Raw genomic sequence first — 16,177 nt, 5'->3', positions numbered from 1 at the left:
TGTCCTGCGGTACCAAAACCACCAATCAGAATGGTTGCACCATCTTTAATCTGCGATAAAACCTCGCTTAGTGAGGACTTACTTTTGTCAATCATTAGACAACTCCATTGTGCTCATTGAAGAAGAGATAGGTAAGAGAGTTAGGCACACTGAGGCGAGAAGAATAGATAAATATTTCACTCAATCCCGAGTGTTTCCCTTAGATTTCCCTTTTAATCATTTTTGATAATTTTCGTATTTTGATCTAGTAAGCTATATATAGTTTTGTTCGATTTAGGATTTTTTTGTTCGACTATCGAACATTATCTCAGTAAATTACTTAATCTATCTTATAAACTCAAGTTGTAAAGAAATACCAATAATTTTGGATAGATATGTATAAAACAACATATTTGCTTAGGCTATTTCATAAATAAAATAACCATCAGCACTGTATATAAAACCTTAAGACTGTGATTGTAAAATTAAACGAGCAAGTTCCAAATCATCAGGATAAGTAATTTTTATATTATCAGAGCGCCCCATGACCACTTGTACACTTTCGCCCACAGATTCAAGTGCACTCGCCTCATCGGTAATGGTCAAATTATTTTTTAATGCTGTTTCTATTGCTTTTTTAAGCGTGCCAATTTTAGCAATTTGGGGAGTTTGTGCCTGCCACAAAAGTTCCCGACTCACAGTTTTATTAATTTGGTATTGTTTAGTTACTTGTTTTAGCGTATCGCGTACAGGAATTGCCAAAATAGCACTCTGGTTTGTTTCAACTGCGGTTTTAACAAGAGCACTAAGACATTCAAAAGTCACACAAGGTCGTGCAGCATCATGTACTAATACCCAGTCATTCTCATCCGCTATCTGCAATAGATAATTTAGAGCGTTTAATACTGAGTGCACACGTTCAGCACCACCATTACAAAAATGAGCCTTATATTTATCCTGAAAAGCTAAAGTCGAGGCAAAATTATCCTGTGCACCAATTGCTAAAACATAGCCACTTAATGGAAGTTGACTTAAACGTTTAACCGTATGTTCTAAAACAGTAGCGTCTTGAATGTATTGATATTGCTTTAATTCAGTTTTGGAGAACCGACTTCCCGAACCAGCAGCAGGGATAACTGCCCATAATTTAGTCTGGGATGTCTGGCGATGGAGGTGTCTCATTAGTTTCCAAATCTACTTTAGCGTTCGGGTCAATATAAATAGGCTTATAATTGGTACTAATTGTACTCATTTGAACAAATGTTTCATGAGGCTTAACTAAACCAAGATCAAGACGAGCATGCTCTTCTATTGCTTCTGTACCGTTTTTTAGGTCAAAAACCTCAGCTGCCAAAATGCGGTTTCGCTCTTTAAGCTCATCATTTACTTCGGCTTGCTGTTGGATCTGTTGCATAAGCGCTTGATGAGGAAAATAACCACCCTCACCTAACCAGAACTGATATTGCAATATAGCTACTAAAACAATAACCAGTAGCAATATAAGTTTGCTTGAAGTGGATCGAAATACTTCTAACATAGCATTAAGAGCTTTAATTAAAAACTTTTATTAAGTTTTTGTATTGTATGACAATTTACAAGCGACATGCAAAATTCCTGCAAAATTCCTGCAAAACGATGAATGATCATATTACTTTAAATTGACCATCGTTACATGTTTCATTTTGTCAAAATTAAACTCAATTGGAAAGGAAAATAATGTTTATAAACACAACTGTTTATAAATCAATCTATGCATATAAAAGTTACTCTTAAGAATGAGTAAAAACTGCAAATATCATAGAAAAACCAGCAACCGCTAACATACAATCTAGCAATAAATTAAAAGTTTCCTCAGACATCTTTATTACAAATGTTTTACCAATATAATTACCAATGATTAAAGAAAAACCAACCGCAACTCCCGCAATTAAAATATTTTTCTGTAAAACACCTAGCACACCAAAAGTTAAGCTTTTTGTTACGTAAATTCCAAATGAAGCTGCCGCCTCTGTTGCCAAGAGAGCTCCCTTAGTTAAACCAAAACCATTAAAAACCGGAAGTAATAATGGACCTGTGGAGAATACTACACCAGTGATATAGCCAAGCACTCCACCTGCGACTATCATTTGCCATGAATTAAATTTAAAATTATGGCGTTTGGCATAATGCCTAATCGGTATTAAGCAAAAGAAAAAGAAACCTATACATAAGTTGGATAATATCGGTGACATAACCCATAAAGTATTGGCTCCCAGTATCGTTGCGGGTATGCCCAGACTCGTAAACAACATAAATGCTTTAATATTAAGCTCTTTACGCCACATCACTACACGTGAAATATTCCCCATGATTGCGGCAATTGCCATAATAGGTACTGCAAGCTTCGCCCCAAAAATATAAGAAAGTATAGGCAACAAAATAATAGATGACCCAGTCCCTACTACCCCACTAATCAGTCCTGATAGAACCCCAATAACAGCAAGTGCTACATAGATCATAGGCCTAACCAAAATAATTATTCTTAAGAGTCTACAATAGTCTAGGTTTTAAAATGGTACTATAGCTCTGTTCTGTTTTAGTATTTAAAATTTGCATTTTAAAATACTTAATTACTTATCCAATTAGCCCTATAAAACTTATTAAATTTTTATTTGAAGCTATATAAAATCACATATTTCTTATATTTTTAACCAATAACTACCTAAAAAGTATACTTTTTTGCTTTCCATTTTGATAAGAATTTTAAATGTATTTTTGATACATATTTTAATAAGTGAGAAGAAGATGGATCTTTCTAACATTTTTATAGGTGACACAACGTGGACCTTTGTTTTAGAAATTTTAATCCGATGTACTGTGATGTTTATTATCATTATTACTTTTTTAAGACTATCTGGTAAACGTGGTATTCGACAACTTTCCTTATTCGAACTGGCTATTATTTTATGTTTAGGATCTGCTGCTGGCGACCCTATGTTTACTAAAGACTTACCTATTGCTCATGCATTTGTTGCTTTTGTAGCTATTATTTCTTTATACCGCCTCGTTACTTGGGGTATGGTAAAAAATAAAAAAATTGAAAATTTATTAGAAGGACGAGCGCTCTGTGTCGTTAAGGACGGTCTCTTAGTTTATAAAGATTTCCAGAAACAAACATATTCTCATGACGAGTTTTTCTCGGAAATGCGCCAACAAAATGTAGAGCATTTAGGTCAAGTCCGAACAGCCTTACTTGAATCTGATGGTATTTTGAGTTTGCTTTATTATGAAGATGAAGATGTTAAATGGGGACTTCCTTTATTTCCAGATGCTTACCGCAAAGCTGATGTACTTAAAATTAATACTTTTTATTCTTGTATGAAATGCGGTGAAACAAAAATTTTAAACAAACTCGACCAAGAATGTTCTCGCTGTCATCATCATAGTTGGGCTGAATCTTTAAAAACTCGACGTTTAGGATAAATAAAAAAGTGCTATTCCCAAAAAAGAAATAGCACTTATATTTTAAATATTAATTTGTCATCAATATTTAAATCAGCAAAGTATTATTCAAAAGATTAGTTTAAACCTTTGAACTCAGCTTTACCGCGGTAAACCGCTTTAGTCAACTCTTCAATACGAAGTAATTGGTTATATTTAGAAACACGGTCAGAACGGCAAAGTGAACCAGTCTTGATTTGACCTGCTGCTGTACCAACTGCTAAATCAGCAATAGTTGAATCTTCTGTTTCACCAGAACGGTGAGAAATAACAGTCGTGTAACCATTTGCTTTAGCAAGGTAGATTGCATCTAAAGTTTCAGTCAATGTACCAATCTGGTTATATTTGATCAGAATTGAGTTACCTACTTTCTCATCAATACCACGTTGTAAAATCTTAGGATTAGTTACGAATAAATCGTCACCAACCAATTGGATTTTATCACCAAGAATTGAAGTTAAATAGCTCCAGCCTTCCCAATCAGACTCATCTAAACCATCTTCAATAGAGATAATTGGATATTGCTTAACAAGACCAGCTAAGTAATCAGCAAATTGATTGCTTGTAAAAGACTTGTTGCCTTCACCTTCAAGAATATATTGACCATTCTTGTAGAATTCTGAAGATGCACAGTCAAGTGCAAGCATCATATCTGAACCAGCTTTATAACCCGTTTGTTCAATTGCTTGAAGAATTACAGTAATTGCTTCTTCGTTTGAACGAAGGTTAGGTGCAAAACCACCTTCATCACCTACAGCTGTATTCAAACCTTGTTTTTTAAGAACTGATTTCAAAGAATGGAATACTTCTGCACCAGCACGTAATGCTTCAGCAAATGAAGTAAAACCAACTGGCTCAATCATGAACTCTTGAATATCAACAGTGTTGTCTGCGTGAGCACCACCGTTCAAAATGTTCATCATTGGTACAGGCATAGTCAAAGTAGTTTGACCACGTAAGTTAGCAATATATTGGAACAATGGAAGTTTTTGTTCAGCTGCTGCTGCGTGAGCTGCTGCCAAAGATACTGCCAAAGTTGCATTCGCACCTAATTTAGATTTGTTTTCAGTACCGTCAAATGCAATCATTTTTTCATCAAGTGCTTTTTGATCAAAAACACTCTGACCAACAAGCAATTCATGAATTGAGCTATTTACATTCTGAACAGCAGTACGAACGCCTTTACCCAAGTAACGTGATTTGTCACCGTCACGAAGTTCTAAAGCTTCACGAGAACCAGTTGAAGCACCAGATGGTGCACATGCACGACCAACCACCCCAGATTCTAAGATGACGTCTGCTTCGATGGTTGGGTTACCACGAGAGTCCAAAATTTCACGTGCACGAATGTCAACGATTTGGCTCATGAACAATTCCTCAGTTGAATGAATAACGCGATGCAAGTTCCTGCATCAATGAGTATCTAACTTTTTGAATCCTTTAACTAAAGTATCCAATTCTTTTAGTTGTGCCAAGAATGGCTCAAGCTGCGACAGGCGCAATGCAGATGGTCCATCACATTTTGCTTTGTCTGGATCTGGATGAGACTCTAGGAATAATCCCGCTAAACCTGTTGCCATACCTGCACGCGCCAAAGTTGTAATTTGAGCACGGCGACCGCCAGCTGAGTCAGAACGACCACCTGGAGTTTGTAAAGCATGAGTCACGTCAAAGAATACTGGTACATTCATTTCTTTCATGATGTCAAAGCCAAGCATATCTACAACTAAATTGTTATAGCCAAATGCTGAGCCACGCTCACAAAGAATAAGTTTGTCATTTCCAGCTTCCAAACATTTATGCAAAATATGACGCATTTCATGAGGAGCTAAAAACTGTGCTTTTTTAATGTTGATAATAGCTTGAGTTTTAGCCATTGCTTCAACAAGATCAGTTTGACGACTTAAGAAAGCTGGAAGCTGGATAATATCAGCGACTTCGGCAACTGGTGCTGCCTGATATGGTTCGTGAACGTCGGTAATAATTGGAACATTAAAATGCTTTTTAATGTCACCTAACCATTCAATACCCTTTTCAAGTCCAGGACCACGGAATGAATGCAAACTAGAACGGTTTGCTTTATCAAAGCTCGCCTTAAATACATAAGGAATATCTAGGCGTTTACAAATATCAATATAAGTTTCAGCAATTTCAAAAGCTAAATCTTTTGACTCAAGTACGTTCATTCCGCCAAATAATACAAATGGCAAATGATTTGCCATTTGTATATCGCCTAAACGTACAACTTCTTGTGGTTTTAATTGTGACATTTAAACTTTCCCAGTTTATTTAAAATCGCATTACTTACTTTTTTGATGCTGTGTTTTTGCAGCGTCAATAAAACTAGCAAATAATGGATGTCCATCACGTGGTGAACTTGTAAATTCCGGGTGGAATTGTACAGCAATAAACCAAGGATGGTCAGGAATTTCTACAGTTTCAACCAAATGTTGTGCTGAAGAATAACCAGAAATCTTCATGCCCGCTTTTTCAATCGCCTCAATGAAACGATTATTCATTTCATAACGGTGACGATGACGCTCAGTAATTTCAGCTTTTCCGTAGACTTCACGTGTTTTTGTGCCTTCAACCAATTCTGATTTTTGTGCACCTAAACGCATTGTTCCGCCTAAGTCAGACTCAAGGCTACGCTGTTGTAATTCACCACGCTCATCTAACCATTCAGTAATTAAACCAATGAGTGGATATTTTGTAGAACGGTTAAATTCTGTAGAAGATGCTTCTGGCATACCTGCAACATGGCGAGCATATTCAATAACTGCCAATTGCATACCTAAACAGATTCCCAAGAAAGGAATACGATTTTCACGTGCGTATTGAATAGCTTTCATTTTGCCTTCAGTACCACGTTCACCAAAACCACCTGGTACTAAAATTGCGTCAGCTGTACTTAAAATAGATACGTCTTGGCTTTCAAGCTCTTCAGCGTTGACATAATCAATTTGTACTTTTACACGATTTTTAATACCCGCATGTAACAATGCTTCGTTTACAGATTTATAAGCATCTGGTAACTCAACATATTTACCAACCATAGCTACACGTAAAGTGTATTCAGGGTTCAGTAATGCTTCGACTACATTGTCCCAATCTTCTAGATTTGCTTCTGGAAGATCATTAAATCCAAAACGCTCACAAATTAGATCATCAACGTTTTGTTCATAGAAGGTACGTGGAATTTGATAAATCGTTTTTGCATCTTTACATACCACTACAGCACGTGCTTCCACGTTAGTGAATAATGCAATTTTGCGTTTAGTATCAACATCCACATCATATTCAGTACGGCAGATAAGAATGTCTGGCTGAATACCGATTGAAAGTAACTCTTTTACAGAATGCTGAGTTGGTTTAGTTTTTAACTCTGCTGCCGACTTAATATATGGCAATAAAGTTAAATGCATAAGCATGGTACGTTTATGACCAAGCTCAACCATTAACTGACGAACCGATTCCATGAACGGTAAAGATTCGATATCACCTACGGTTCCACCAATCTCTACGATAGCAACATCGTAGCCCTCACCTGCGCGAAGAACACGTTCTTTAATATTATCGGTAATATGAGGAATAACCTGAACTGTACCACCTAAGTAATCACCACGACGTTCTTTATTTAAAACGTCTTGATATACACGACCACTAGTGAAGTTATTTAGTTTGGTCATTTTCGCGCGACGTAAGAAACGTTCGTAATAACCCAGATCCAGATCGGTTTCTGCACCATCTTCGGTAACAAAAACTTCACCATGCTGGAATGGGCTCATTGTCCCTGGATCGACATTAATATAAGGATCCATTTTAACCATTGTGACTTTTAAGCCACGAGCTTCCAAAAGTGCAGCAACAGAAGCAGCAGAAATACCTTTACCTAGCGATGAAACCACACCACCAGTGACAAAAATAAAATGGGTCATTAAGTTTCTCGTACAATCAAGCCGAAATCGGCCTACAATGTTTGGCAATTTTACTGTACTCTGCCCCTATAAAGCAAAGTCAAACCGCATCAATTCAAAGAACAATAAACAACTGGTTATTCTATCAGCATTTTTAATAAAAAATTAGCTCAATCTGACATGATTTTTTCATTGCTATTTACTGTTATAATGCCAATTCCTCAATTAAATGTTGTTTAGGGCAATGGCAAATAAAAAACTTTTAATCTGTGCTGCAATTGCGGCTGGACTATTGTTAACCGCATGCGTTAAAAAAGAGACACCGAAAGAAGAAGAGCAAGACAAGGTTGAAACTGCTGTTTCAGAACCTCAACCAGAGAAGCCTGCAAAATTTGAATCTTTAGAGAGTGTAGATACTCATCAAGAAGCTCAAGTTCCAGCGCAACCACAAGTTGAAGTTGAACGTGAAGAAACAACTAATACTACAACTGAAATTCGCCGAGAAACCCGTCCTGCGCATTCTGCTGAATCTTCACAGACACAAGTTGCTGAACAACCTAAATCTGAGACACCAAAGGTAGAACCTAAACCTGAAAAAAAACCTGAGCTTAAAGCAGAACCTAAACCTGAAAAGGCTCAGTCTAAACCAGCTAAGGCAACTGAGCCTGCGAAGACAGAAGATGACGCAGTTGCTGCTGCAATTGCTGCTGCAACACCAGCACTTAAAAACTAAGCTTCTGTTTTATAAATGCCCAAATTAATTTTTTGATTTGGGCATTTATACAAAATTCATAATAAAAACAGATTAAATTCATTTAAATTTCAATTTAAACACTTGGAAAAATGAAGCAATACCGCTCTTATTTTAAGATATAAAAATAAAGCCCAAAATTTGAGCTTCACTTATATATATTCAATAATTATCTATTTATTACGTTCAATTAGAAAATAATCAGACATAAGACGTGCTGCCCATGACGTACTGCGCCATCCTTCATAAAATGCACAATGACTTCCCTTTTTAGTTGTGACTACAGCAACAGTACTCATTTGCTGAATTGGCTCTTTATAAGGTTCTAAATTTTTAATAGAGCAAACAGGGTCATCTTCTGCATTAAGAATCATTAATGGAATTTTGATATTTTCAAACACATAAATCGGGTTAATAGATTTACAGTAAGTCTCGTAATCTTGAAAACCTGCCATTTCAAAGTATTCTTTTTCAAATTCTTCTAAATTGGTCGTCGATAAGACTTTTTCTAAAGATGCTATTTTGCTCCACGTATTTTGATACGGATAAATAAAATACTTGAAGAGTTTTTTCGTCATCATTTTACTGTAAAAAGGATGAACATTTTTAAAACCAATTTCCGTGTTATAACCCGGGCACATCGCAAAAGCAGCTTTAAAAGGTGTATCTTCGCCTTGTTCACCTAAATAACGAACAAGCAAGCCAGTACCTGCTGAAGAACCTACTGCATATAAATCTGATGTCGGAAATAAACTTTGAATATAGTTAAGCTGTTCTTTTAAATCACTGGTAGATCCAAAAAGAGAAATTTGCGGCACAGGCATTGGCAAACCTGCGTGCCCACGGCGCAGGCATAGTGCAATGCGCCAGCCTGTATATTGATTCAAATCACGTACTAACTCACGCATACTTTCAGGCGTACCTGTAATAGTATGCATAATTACAATTGTTGGAGTATCTGCCGGTAAGTCATATCCATACCAAGCTATAGCAGTAATCCCACCATCACTCATGGTTAGTTGATCAATGCGGTCATACTCTAATTTTATTGATTGTTTTCTAATAAGATCAAAATAGAGTAAATGGACATGACTGTTGGTTAACCAAGGCGTAGGTCGATATTTCTGTTTGAGTTGAGGAAGCTTCTCCAACACATCTTTTATTTGCCCTTGAGGATCATAATAAACTTTTGGATGCTCAGCACCTAACACTAAATCAAACAGCTCTGAACCGAAATCTTTAATTTTACTAAAAACAGATATGCCCATGTCCAATGACTACCTCTGACTATGAGTTAAATGATTGCCGCACTAAAGCAGCAACCTGCCTTCCCCAAATTGCGTAAACTTCTTTACTTGGATGAAAACCATCACTTGCCATTGTCAAATTCATGGCTTGAAAAGTTTCAATATCGTATTGAAGAAACTTAAACTGGCTCTGCGGTGCTAACCATTGTTGTAATTTTTGATTCATTTGCTCTGCATATTGCCCAAATAACCAAGCTAGTGGATTGGGTAAAGCAGGGAAATGTTGCATTGGAGGCACACCGGAAACGATAATCAACTTTGGCTGAAAACGTTTCTGTATGTGCTCAAATAATTGCTTCTGTTGTTTAATCCATGATTTAGCAGAAGTAAGTTTCGTAACATCGTTTACACCAATAGATGTCACAATCACATCATACTTCTGCTCGTCTAAATGCTGTAAAGCATTAAAAACTTGTCGAGTTGTATCACCAGTTTTAGCATGAAGTTTCCATTGCAGGGCAAATTCATTTTGCAGTTCTTGAATAATAGCACCAGACAAGGCATCTTTCTGATTTTCTACACCAACACCTGCTGCAGCAGAATCTCCCAAAATAAGCATGGATAAAGGCTTGCCTTGACCAATACAACCTTCTCGTTCACCTTTGGCTTCTGCTAAACGTGGCGTGTTCTTTCGAACTTTACTACCTTGTACAAATAATATGGGCAATAAAAGCAATGTTGAAAGTTTTAACCACATTTTATATATCTCAATACTCTTAGGCTATTTAACAAAATTATTGAGGTTTAAATTGAGCTATTCTTATACCCATTTGCTCAGCTAATGCAGCTAAACCACTCATTGGACGAATCATTACTTCAAAATCAATAATTTTACCCTGTTCATTAAAACGAATCATGTCAATCCCTTTTAATGATTTATCACCTACATTCGCACTAAACTCCAGTACTACATTTTCACCATCTTCTGTGTAAAACTCTCTGTGATAGGTAAAATTTTGGAATACTTGAATCACATTAGTAAGAATAAAGAAAACAACTTGTCTTCCCTCATAAGGTTTATAAGCGACTGGTGAACGGAAAACGACTTCATCTGCCAGCAAATCATTTAAGTTCGATAAGTCATTTGATTTAACCATGTGATGCCATTTTTCTAATGACTGTTTAGTTGTTTCGAGTGTCATTTTTTATTTTTCCTTCGAATAGTTTTTAGTCATGAGCACTCTCTTACCCAAGACAGTGCTCATTGAAATCATTAAAGAACCGCTGCTAGTTCAGCACCTTGACGAATAGCACGTTTAGCATCTAGTTCACCTGCTTCTTTAGCACCACCAATCAAATGAACATTCTTACCATCTGCTTTTAATTGGTCATACATTGCAGTAAATGATTCTTGGCCTGCGCAAATCACTACGTTATCAACTTCAAGCACTGTTGGTTTTCCATCAACAGTAATATGAAGTCCTTGATCATCTACTTTGTCGTACTGTACACCTGCCAACATTTTCACATTTCTGTTCTTAAGCCCTGTACGGTGAATCCAACCTGTTGTTTTACCTAGTCCCGCACCGACTGAAGAAGCTTTACGCTGTAACAAATAGATTTCTCGTTCAGAAGCTTCAACTTTCGGCTGCTTTAAACCACCAACGTGCTCATAGTGAGTATCAATCCCCCATTCTTCATAGAACTTTTCAGGATTTAAACTGCCACTTTCACCTTCATGGGTTAGGTACTCAGCTGTATCAAAACCAATACCTCCTGCACCAATAATGGCAACACGCTGACCTACAGGTACACGCTCTTTAAGTACTTGTAAGTAGCTCAGTACTTTTGGATGATCGATACCTTCAAATTGCAATTGACGAGGCGTTACACCAGTTGCAACTACAATTTCATCGAAGCCTGATTGGCTTAACTCTTCATAAGTTGCTTTATGATTTAATACGAGCTCAATGTTTGGGCGTAATTCAATTTGACGATTAAAATAACGTAGTGTTTCGTAGAACTCTTCTTTACCAGGCACAGTTTTAGCAATATTAAACTGTCCACCAATTTGATGACTTGCTTCAAAGATTTTAACTTGGTGTCCACGATCTGCCGCATATACAGCAAAACTTAAACCTGCTGGTCCTGCACCAATGACAGCGATATTCTTCTGATTTTGAGTTTCTTTAAAAATCAGTTCAGTTTCATAACATGCACGAGGGTTAACTAGACATGTTGCGATTTTCATAGAGAAAATATGGTCGAGACAGGCTTGGTTACAACCAATACACGTATTGATTTCATCACTACGGCCTTCACTGGCTTTTAAAACAAACTCGGGATCTGCAAGCATTGGACGTGCCATTGAAACCATATCTGCATGACCCGATGCCAATACATGTTCAGCCATTTCTGGGGTATTAATACGGTTTGAGGTAATTAATGGAACGGAAACTTCACCTTTTAATTTTTCAGTGACCCAAGTAAATGCAGCTCTTGGAACTTTAGTGGCAATTGTTGGTATACGAGCTTCATGCCAGCCAATACCCGTATTAATAATCGTAGCGCCAGCTTTTTCAATCGCTTTAGCAAGTTGAATCACTTCTTCTAAAGTAGATCCGCCTTCAACTAAATCAAGCATAGATAAACGGTAAATAATAATAAAGTTTTCACCCACTATTTCACGTGTACGTTTTACAATCTCGATAGGAAAACGAATACGGTTTTCATAGCTACCACCCCATTCATCATCACGATGGTTTGTTCTTGCTGCTATAAACTCATTAATTAAATAACCTTCAGAACCCATAATCTCAACGCCGTCATATCCAGCGTATTGAGCAAGCTTCGCACAGTTTGCAAAATCATCAATCGTTTGTTGAACCTCTGCAGAAGTCATTGCTTTAGGTTTAATTGGATTAATCGGTGCTTGAATTGCCGAAGGTGCAACAATCTCTGGCTGATAAGAATATCGACCCGTATGTAATATCTGTAAAGCAATCTTTCCGCCAGCAGCATGTACAGCTTCGGTAATGACTTTATGTTTTTCGGCTTCTTCTGTGCTATCTAGCTTAGAAGCATGAGCAAAGGTTAAACCTGCCTGATTAGGTGCAATACCGCCAGTAACAATAAGACCAACCTCTCCTTTAGCACGTTCCGCATAAAAAGCCGCCATGCGCTCATAACCACCTGGCGCTTCTTCTAGACCAACGTGCATAGACCCCATCAATACGCGATTTTTTAATGTCGTAAAACCTAAATCTAATGGTTTTAATAAATGTGGATATAACGACATAACAACTCCTTGGCTTGCTAATCTGCTTGCTTAATGCAACTTGTTGCACAAATTTATAATCAAATTTTGACTTTTATGCAACATGTTGCATAATCTTATGAGTCACACTTTACTTTTGCTTACAAACGGATTGCCATGTCACTTCCCCATGTTTTACTAACCAGCTTACTAGAACGTCCAAGCACTGGCTTTGAACTCGCTCGCCGTTTTGACCGCTCTATGGGCTTTTTCTGGAATGCCACACATCAGCAAATTTATCGTGAACTCAATAACATGCTAAAAAAAGGCTGGGTTTCTACTTTAGAAAATGAGATGGATAGCGGCCGAAAAAAAACTTATCAAGTCGAACAACTTGGGCGTATAGAACTTGCTTCATGGATGACACAGCAAAGTGAACCCGCTCAGCTTAGAGATGACTTAATGGTAAGATTGCGTGCCGAGGCACAATTGGGCAATAATCAAATATTACCCGAACTGTTACGACATCTTGGCTTACACCAAGAAAAGCTTAAGCTTTACCAAAATATTTACGATAAAGATTTTAAAGATAGTGATGACTTGAATAATCGAGTGTTATATATCCACAAAATGATCTTGGAACTCGGTATCACTATGGAAACTGAGTGGATCAAATGGTTAGAACAGGTCATCCCACAATTAAAACTTTTTGCTCAAGATAACGCATCTGGAGAATAACCATGCCTTATTACACCATGCCCGATCAGGAAAAATTATTTGTACGCCGTGTTGGTCGTGGTGAACCAGTATTAGTATTATCCGGTCTAGGTATGCAAAGTTGGCAATGGCTACCGTTTATCTACGCAAATCGTAAAGAATATGAGTTCATTATTCCTGACTGGCGTGGTTTTGGCGGTTCAAAAAACTGTGCTATTCCCGAGCAAGATGCCATATCAAGCCACTGGCAAGATGTTGCTCATTTAATTGAACAACTAAAACTTGATAACTTTATTTTAATGGGCTATTCAATGGGTGCTACCACTGCAATGCATGGTATGAAGCATGCTCATCTTGCTCAGCAGTTAAAAGCTTATTTACATATTGATCAAACGCCTAAAATATCTGTAGATGCGACATGGCAATATGGTTTATTCGGACCATTACATGCCCAATTTAAACAATTACTCAATGATATTTATCAATTATTATCAAAACATAAAAATGCTAAATATCTTTATGAGTTATCACTTCCAGACCGTCAAAAATTGGTACGTTTGTGGGTAGATTTTATTGAATTGCAAAGTAGCAATCCTTTTAGTCCATTCGTTTTTAAAACTGCGTTAAAACAGCCATTTTTACAGAAATACTTATTACCGATTCAACGCTTAGACTACTTATTTTGGTACGTCGAAAATTATCTTTTTCACAATGAAGACTATCGTGAGGCATTGCAACAATTACAGTGCCCAACAACTTTCTTTATTGGCCGTAATTCAACACTCTATCCAGAAACTGGTCAGACACTGATTGCACATAGTGTCGAACATGCAAAAACAATTTATTTCGAGCGTTCTGGCCACACGCCATTATTAACCGAACCGAAAAAATTCGGTCATGAAATCACTACATTCTTATCCGAACTCAAACATGCTTCATAAAAAAAGAGATCTGCAAAAACAGATCCCTTTTTTAAACCATAAATCATTAAGCTGAATGAGCTAACTCATTTACTTTTAACTGTTCAGCAACATTTAACAAAAGTTGTTCAGTTTTATCCCATCCTAAACAACCATCTGTCACAGACTGACCATAAGTCATTTCACACGAAATTTTCTGATTACCATCAACTAAATGACTTTCAATCATGACACCCTTTACCTGAGTTTTTAAGCGTTCAGCAACGATTTGCTGCAAAACCTCTGGCTGACGTAAAGGGTCTTTACCACTATTGCCATGACTACAGTCAATGACTAAAGGAGGAAGATTTTGCTTATGTTTTTCACGTATTGCCTGAATTGAAGCTAAATCATAATTAGGGCCATGATTCGCTCCACGCAAAATTAAGTGTGGTAATGGGTTGCCGGCACTCTGAATAACAGAAGGTAAACCTTGCTGATTCATTCCTAGAAATTGATGCTCATTTTGTGCCGACTGAATAGCATCTAAAGCAATTTGAATCGAACCATCTGTACCATTTTTGAAACCAATACTGTATGGCATATGACTTGAGATTTCACGGTGAATTTGAGACTCGCTGGTACGTGCACCAATTGCGCCCCAAGCCAACAAATCATCAAAATAACCAGTTGCCATTGGACTTAAAATTTCGCTCGCAATCGGCAAACCCTTTTCAATAATTTGCAAATAAAGCTCGCGTGATTTTTCTAAACCTAATTGTAGATTAGATGAACCATCAAGGTTTGGGTCATACATGTACCCCTTCCAACCTACAGTTGTACGCGGCTTTTCAATATAAGCACGCATCACAATGAATATTTGATCTTTAACTTTTTCTTGTAATTTTTGCAGTTTTTCTGCGTATTCAAGAACCGCAACTGGGTCATGAATTGAACATGGTCCTGTAATAACCTTTAAACGCTGATCTTTACCAGCAAGAATATTTTGAATAATTTGACGGTGTTCTGCAATTTGACGTGCGAAGGTCTGCACAAGCGGATATTTAGCTTTTAACTGAAGAGGTAAACTAACTGGTGTTTCTTTTGTATTACTTTGAGTTAGTAAAGTATTTAAAGCATTCATTGGTCTTTTCCTTTGGACTGAAACCGAATCAGTCCGATCATTTATTTGAGCGTTTTGGATCTATTCGTTGGCAAAGGTAGGCAAAAGTAAAACCAATAAAAGTTGCTAAAGTATGAATAAGTCATGTTGTTCATTTTGAGTTCCTCGATTTGAAAAAGATAAAGCATAAAAAAACCTGATCGGGGTTGCCGATCAGGTATTAACTGTGATGGGCAACTTTCATGCCCGAATACGCTCAGGCAACTATCTAAATTGCCAGAAATAAAAGTAAGCGTTAGAATTCACAGATTGATTTAACATCTTTATCTCAAATATTAAAAAATGTTCCTTAAATCTAAAATACGCATTGTTGATGAATTTGACAAGTATTTTTTGCGAAAAAATTTCTTATTTTTTAGTTAAAATTTAATTGCTCACTTCATTATTAGCGAATTAATCCTTGCGGCTGCAAAATAATCAAACTTGCACCACAAAGCACTATAAAACCACCTAAAACATCCCATCTCGTTAAAGCGACCTGATCGACAAAACGAAGCCACATGAGTGCAGTAAAAATATAAATACCGCCATAAGCCGCATAAATGCGCCCAGAAGCAGCTGGATGTAATGTAAGTAACCAAACAAAGATCGCTAAGCTTAAGGCTGTAGGGATCCACAACCAAGCAGACTTCCCTTCTTTTAAAATAAGATAAGGAAAGTAACAGCCTAAAATCTCAGCGATCGCAGTAATAATAAATAACCCGAACACACTAAGTATTCGGGTTATAGAAAGACTATCAATTAACAT

At 37.0% G+C, this 16,177-nt stretch carries 16 protein-coding genes and 1 pseudogene; 4 read left to right on the top strand and 13 right to left on the bottom strand.

From position 1 onward, the window contains the following. The 4 genes and pseudogenes from F984_RS23010 to F984_RS08485 form a co-directional block, all read right to left on the bottom strand. Positions 1 to 95: pseudogene (locus F984_RS23010) on the bottom strand (hypothetical protein); the annotation flags it as partial. 349 nt (positions 96 to 444) lie between these two features. Beyond that, on the bottom strand, positions 445 to 1,161 hold the full coding sequence (gene ispD, locus F984_RS08495) for a 2-C-methyl-D-erythritol 4-phosphate cytidylyltransferase (RefSeq protein WP_004708526.1): 717 nt from the start codon (positions 1,159 to 1,161) through the stop codon (positions 445 to 447). After that, positions 1,127 to 1,516 carry a cell division protein FtsB gene (gene ftsB, locus F984_RS08490; RefSeq protein ID WP_004701341.1) on the bottom strand — a complete coding sequence of 130 codons (390 nt, stop codon included), beginning with the start codon at positions 1,514 to 1,516 and terminating at the stop codon, positions 1,127 to 1,129. The genes ispD and ftsB overlap by 35 nt, the downstream gene beginning before the upstream one ends. 232 nt (positions 1,517 to 1,748) lie before the next feature. Next, positions 1,749 to 2,477 (bottom strand): sulfite exporter TauE/SafE family protein, encoded by a 729-nt coding sequence (locus tag F984_RS08485; RefSeq protein WP_004708523.1) that lies wholly within the window; start codon positions 2,475 to 2,477, stop codon positions 1,749 to 1,751. 286 nt (positions 2,478 to 2,763) lie between these two features. Here F984_RS08485 and F984_RS08480 point away from each other — a divergent pair, with 286 nt between their 5' ends. Continuing rightward, entirely contained in the window at positions 2,764 to 3,441 is a 678-nt protein-coding gene (locus tag F984_RS08480; RefSeq protein WP_004708522.1) for a DUF421 domain-containing protein, read from the top strand. A gap of 95 nt (positions 3,442 to 3,536) precedes the next feature. Here F984_RS08480 and eno read toward each other — a convergent pair whose 3' ends face one another. The 3 genes from eno to F984_RS08465 are packed head-to-tail and all read right to left on the bottom strand — an operon-like array spanning position 3,537 to position 7,397. Beyond that, positions 3,537 to 4,826 carry a phosphopyruvate hydratase gene (eno, locus tag F984_RS08475; protein ID WP_004708520.1) on the bottom strand — a complete coding sequence of 430 codons (1,290 nt, stop codon included), beginning with the start codon at positions 4,824 to 4,826 and terminating at the stop codon, positions 3,537 to 3,539. A 45-nt stretch (positions 4,827 to 4,871) separates the two neighbouring features. Next, positions 4,872 to 5,729, bottom strand: a complete 858-nt coding sequence (kdsA, locus tag F984_RS08470; protein WP_000080538.1) for a 3-deoxy-8-phosphooctulonate synthase — start codon at positions 5,727 to 5,729, stop codon at positions 4,872 to 4,874. 30 nt (positions 5,730 to 5,759) lie between these two features. Further along, positions 5,760 to 7,397 (bottom strand): CTP synthase, encoded by a 1,638-nt coding sequence (locus F984_RS08465; RefSeq protein ID WP_002050609.1) that lies wholly within the window; start codon positions 7,395 to 7,397, stop codon positions 5,760 to 5,762. Between the two features lie 223 nt (positions 7,398 to 7,620). Here F984_RS08465 and F984_RS08460 point away from each other — a divergent pair, with 223 nt between their 5' ends. Then, complete coding sequence (locus tag F984_RS08460; protein WP_004708516.1) at positions 7,621 to 8,109, top strand: hypothetical protein; 489 nt, start codon at positions 7,621 to 7,623, stop codon at positions 8,107 to 8,109. Positions 8,110 to 8,300: 191 nt separating this feature from the next. Here the strand turns inward: F984_RS08460 and F984_RS08455 are convergent, their stop codons facing one another. The 4 genes from F984_RS08455 to F984_RS08440 all read right to left on the bottom strand — a co-directional run bounded on the left by F984_RS08455 (position 8,301) and on the right by F984_RS08440 (position 12,672). Next, complete coding sequence (locus F984_RS08455; RefSeq protein WP_004708515.1) at positions 8,301 to 9,395, bottom strand: YheT family hydrolase; 1,095 nt, start codon at positions 9,393 to 9,395, stop codon at positions 8,301 to 8,303. Between the two features lie 19 nt (positions 9,396 to 9,414). Next, positions 9,415 to 10,131: an SGNH/GDSL hydrolase family protein gene (locus F984_RS08450; protein ID WP_004708513.1), complete on the bottom strand. Its 717-nt coding sequence runs from the start codon at positions 10,129 to 10,131 to the stop codon at positions 9,415 to 9,417. 37 nt (positions 10,132 to 10,168) lie between these two features. After that, positions 10,169 to 10,576 carry a nuclear transport factor 2 family protein gene (locus F984_RS08445; RefSeq protein WP_004708511.1) on the bottom strand — a complete coding sequence of 136 codons (408 nt, stop codon included), beginning with the start codon at positions 10,574 to 10,576 and terminating at the stop codon, positions 10,169 to 10,171. 71 nt (positions 10,577 to 10,647) lie between these two features. Beyond that, complete coding sequence (locus F984_RS08440) at positions 10,648 to 12,672, bottom strand: NADPH-dependent 2,4-dienoyl-CoA reductase (protein WP_004708510.1); 2,025 nt, start codon at positions 12,670 to 12,672, stop codon at positions 10,648 to 10,650. Between the two features lie 135 nt (positions 12,673 to 12,807). Here F984_RS08440 and F984_RS08435 point away from each other — a divergent pair, with 135 nt between their 5' ends. Further along, a complete protein-coding gene (locus tag F984_RS08435; protein WP_002050679.1) occupies positions 12,808 to 13,368 on the top strand; it encodes a PadR family transcriptional regulator in 561 nt (186 codons plus the stop codon). 2 nt (positions 13,369 to 13,370) lie between these two features. Continuing rightward, positions 13,371 to 14,288: an alpha/beta fold hydrolase gene (locus F984_RS08430; protein ID WP_004708507.1), complete on the top strand. Its 918-nt coding sequence runs from the start codon at positions 13,371 to 13,373 to the stop codon at positions 14,286 to 14,288. A gap of 46 nt (positions 14,289 to 14,334) precedes the next feature. On the opposite strand, the gene F984_RS08425 is transcribed toward F984_RS08430, so the two are convergent. Then, positions 14,335 to 15,390, bottom strand: coding sequence for a 3-deoxy-7-phosphoheptulonate synthase (locus F984_RS08425; RefSeq protein ID WP_004708503.1), 1,056 nt, complete (start codon positions 15,388 to 15,390; stop codon positions 14,335 to 14,337). 424 nt (positions 15,391 to 15,814) lie between these two features. Beyond that, positions 15,815 to 16,177 carry a YnfA family protein gene (locus F984_RS08420; protein ID WP_004708502.1) on the bottom strand — a complete coding sequence of 121 codons (363 nt, stop codon included), beginning with the start codon at positions 16,175 to 16,177 and terminating at the stop codon, positions 15,815 to 15,817.

The sequence above is a fragment of the Acinetobacter nosocomialis NIPH 2119 genome (assembly GCF_000368085.1).
Classification (GTDB): domain Bacteria; phylum Pseudomonadota; class Gammaproteobacteria; order Pseudomonadales; family Moraxellaceae; genus Acinetobacter; species Acinetobacter nosocomialis.
This window is presented reverse-complemented; position numbering and strand designations above follow the sequence as displayed.

Excerpts from the sequence above, each read along its gene's own strand:
- ispD (WP_004708526.1), bottom strand. The coding sequence starts at position 1,161 with ATGAGACACCTCCATCGCCAGACATCCCAGACTAAATTATGGGCAGTT.
- ftsB (WP_004701341.1), bottom strand. The coding sequence starts at position 1,516 with ATGTTAGAAGTATTTCGATCCACTTCAAGCAAACTTATATTGCTACTG.
- F984_RS08485 (WP_004708523.1), bottom strand. The coding sequence starts at position 2,477 with ATGATCTATGTAGCACTTGCTGTTATTGGGGTTCTATCAGGACTGATT.
- F984_RS08480 (WP_004708522.1), top strand. The coding sequence starts at position 2,764 with ATGGATCTTTCTAACATTTTTATAGGTGACACAACGTGGACCTTTGTT.
- eno (WP_004708520.1), bottom strand. The coding sequence starts at position 4,826 with ATGAGCCAAATCGTTGACATTCGTGCACGTGAAATTTTGGACTCTCGT.
- kdsA (WP_000080538.1), bottom strand. The coding sequence starts at position 5,729 with ATGTCACAATTAAAACCACAAGAAGTTGTACGTTTAGGCGATATACAA.
- F984_RS08465 (WP_002050609.1), bottom strand. The coding sequence starts at position 7,397 with ATGACCCATTTTATTTTTGTCACTGGTGGTGTGGTTTCATCGCTAGGT.
- F984_RS08460 (WP_004708516.1), top strand. The coding sequence starts at position 7,621 with ATGGCAAATAAAAAACTTTTAATCTGTGCTGCAATTGCGGCTGGACTA.
- F984_RS08455 (WP_004708515.1), bottom strand. The coding sequence starts at position 9,395 with ATGGGCATATCTGTTTTTAGTAAAATTAAAGATTTCGGTTCAGAGCTG.
- F984_RS08450 (WP_004708513.1), bottom strand. The coding sequence starts at position 10,131 with ATGTGGTTAAAACTTTCAACATTGCTTTTATTGCCCATATTATTTGTA.
- F984_RS08445 (WP_004708511.1), bottom strand. The coding sequence starts at position 10,576 with ATGACACTCGAAACAACTAAACAGTCATTAGAAAAATGGCATCACATG.
- F984_RS08440 (WP_004708510.1), bottom strand. The coding sequence starts at position 12,672 with ATGTCGTTATATCCACATTTATTAAAACCATTAGATTTAGGTTTTACG.
- F984_RS08435 (WP_002050679.1), top strand. The coding sequence starts at position 12,808 with ATGTCACTTCCCCATGTTTTACTAACCAGCTTACTAGAACGTCCAAGC.
- F984_RS08430 (WP_004708507.1), top strand. The coding sequence starts at position 13,371 with ATGCCTTATTACACCATGCCCGATCAGGAAAAATTATTTGTACGCCGT.
- F984_RS08425 (WP_004708503.1), bottom strand. The coding sequence starts at position 15,390 with ATGAATGCTTTAAATACTTTACTAACTCAAAGTAATACAAAAGAAACA.
- F984_RS08420 (WP_004708502.1), bottom strand. The coding sequence starts at position 16,177 with ATGTTAATTGATAGTCTTTCTATAACCCGAATACTTAGTGTGTTCGGG.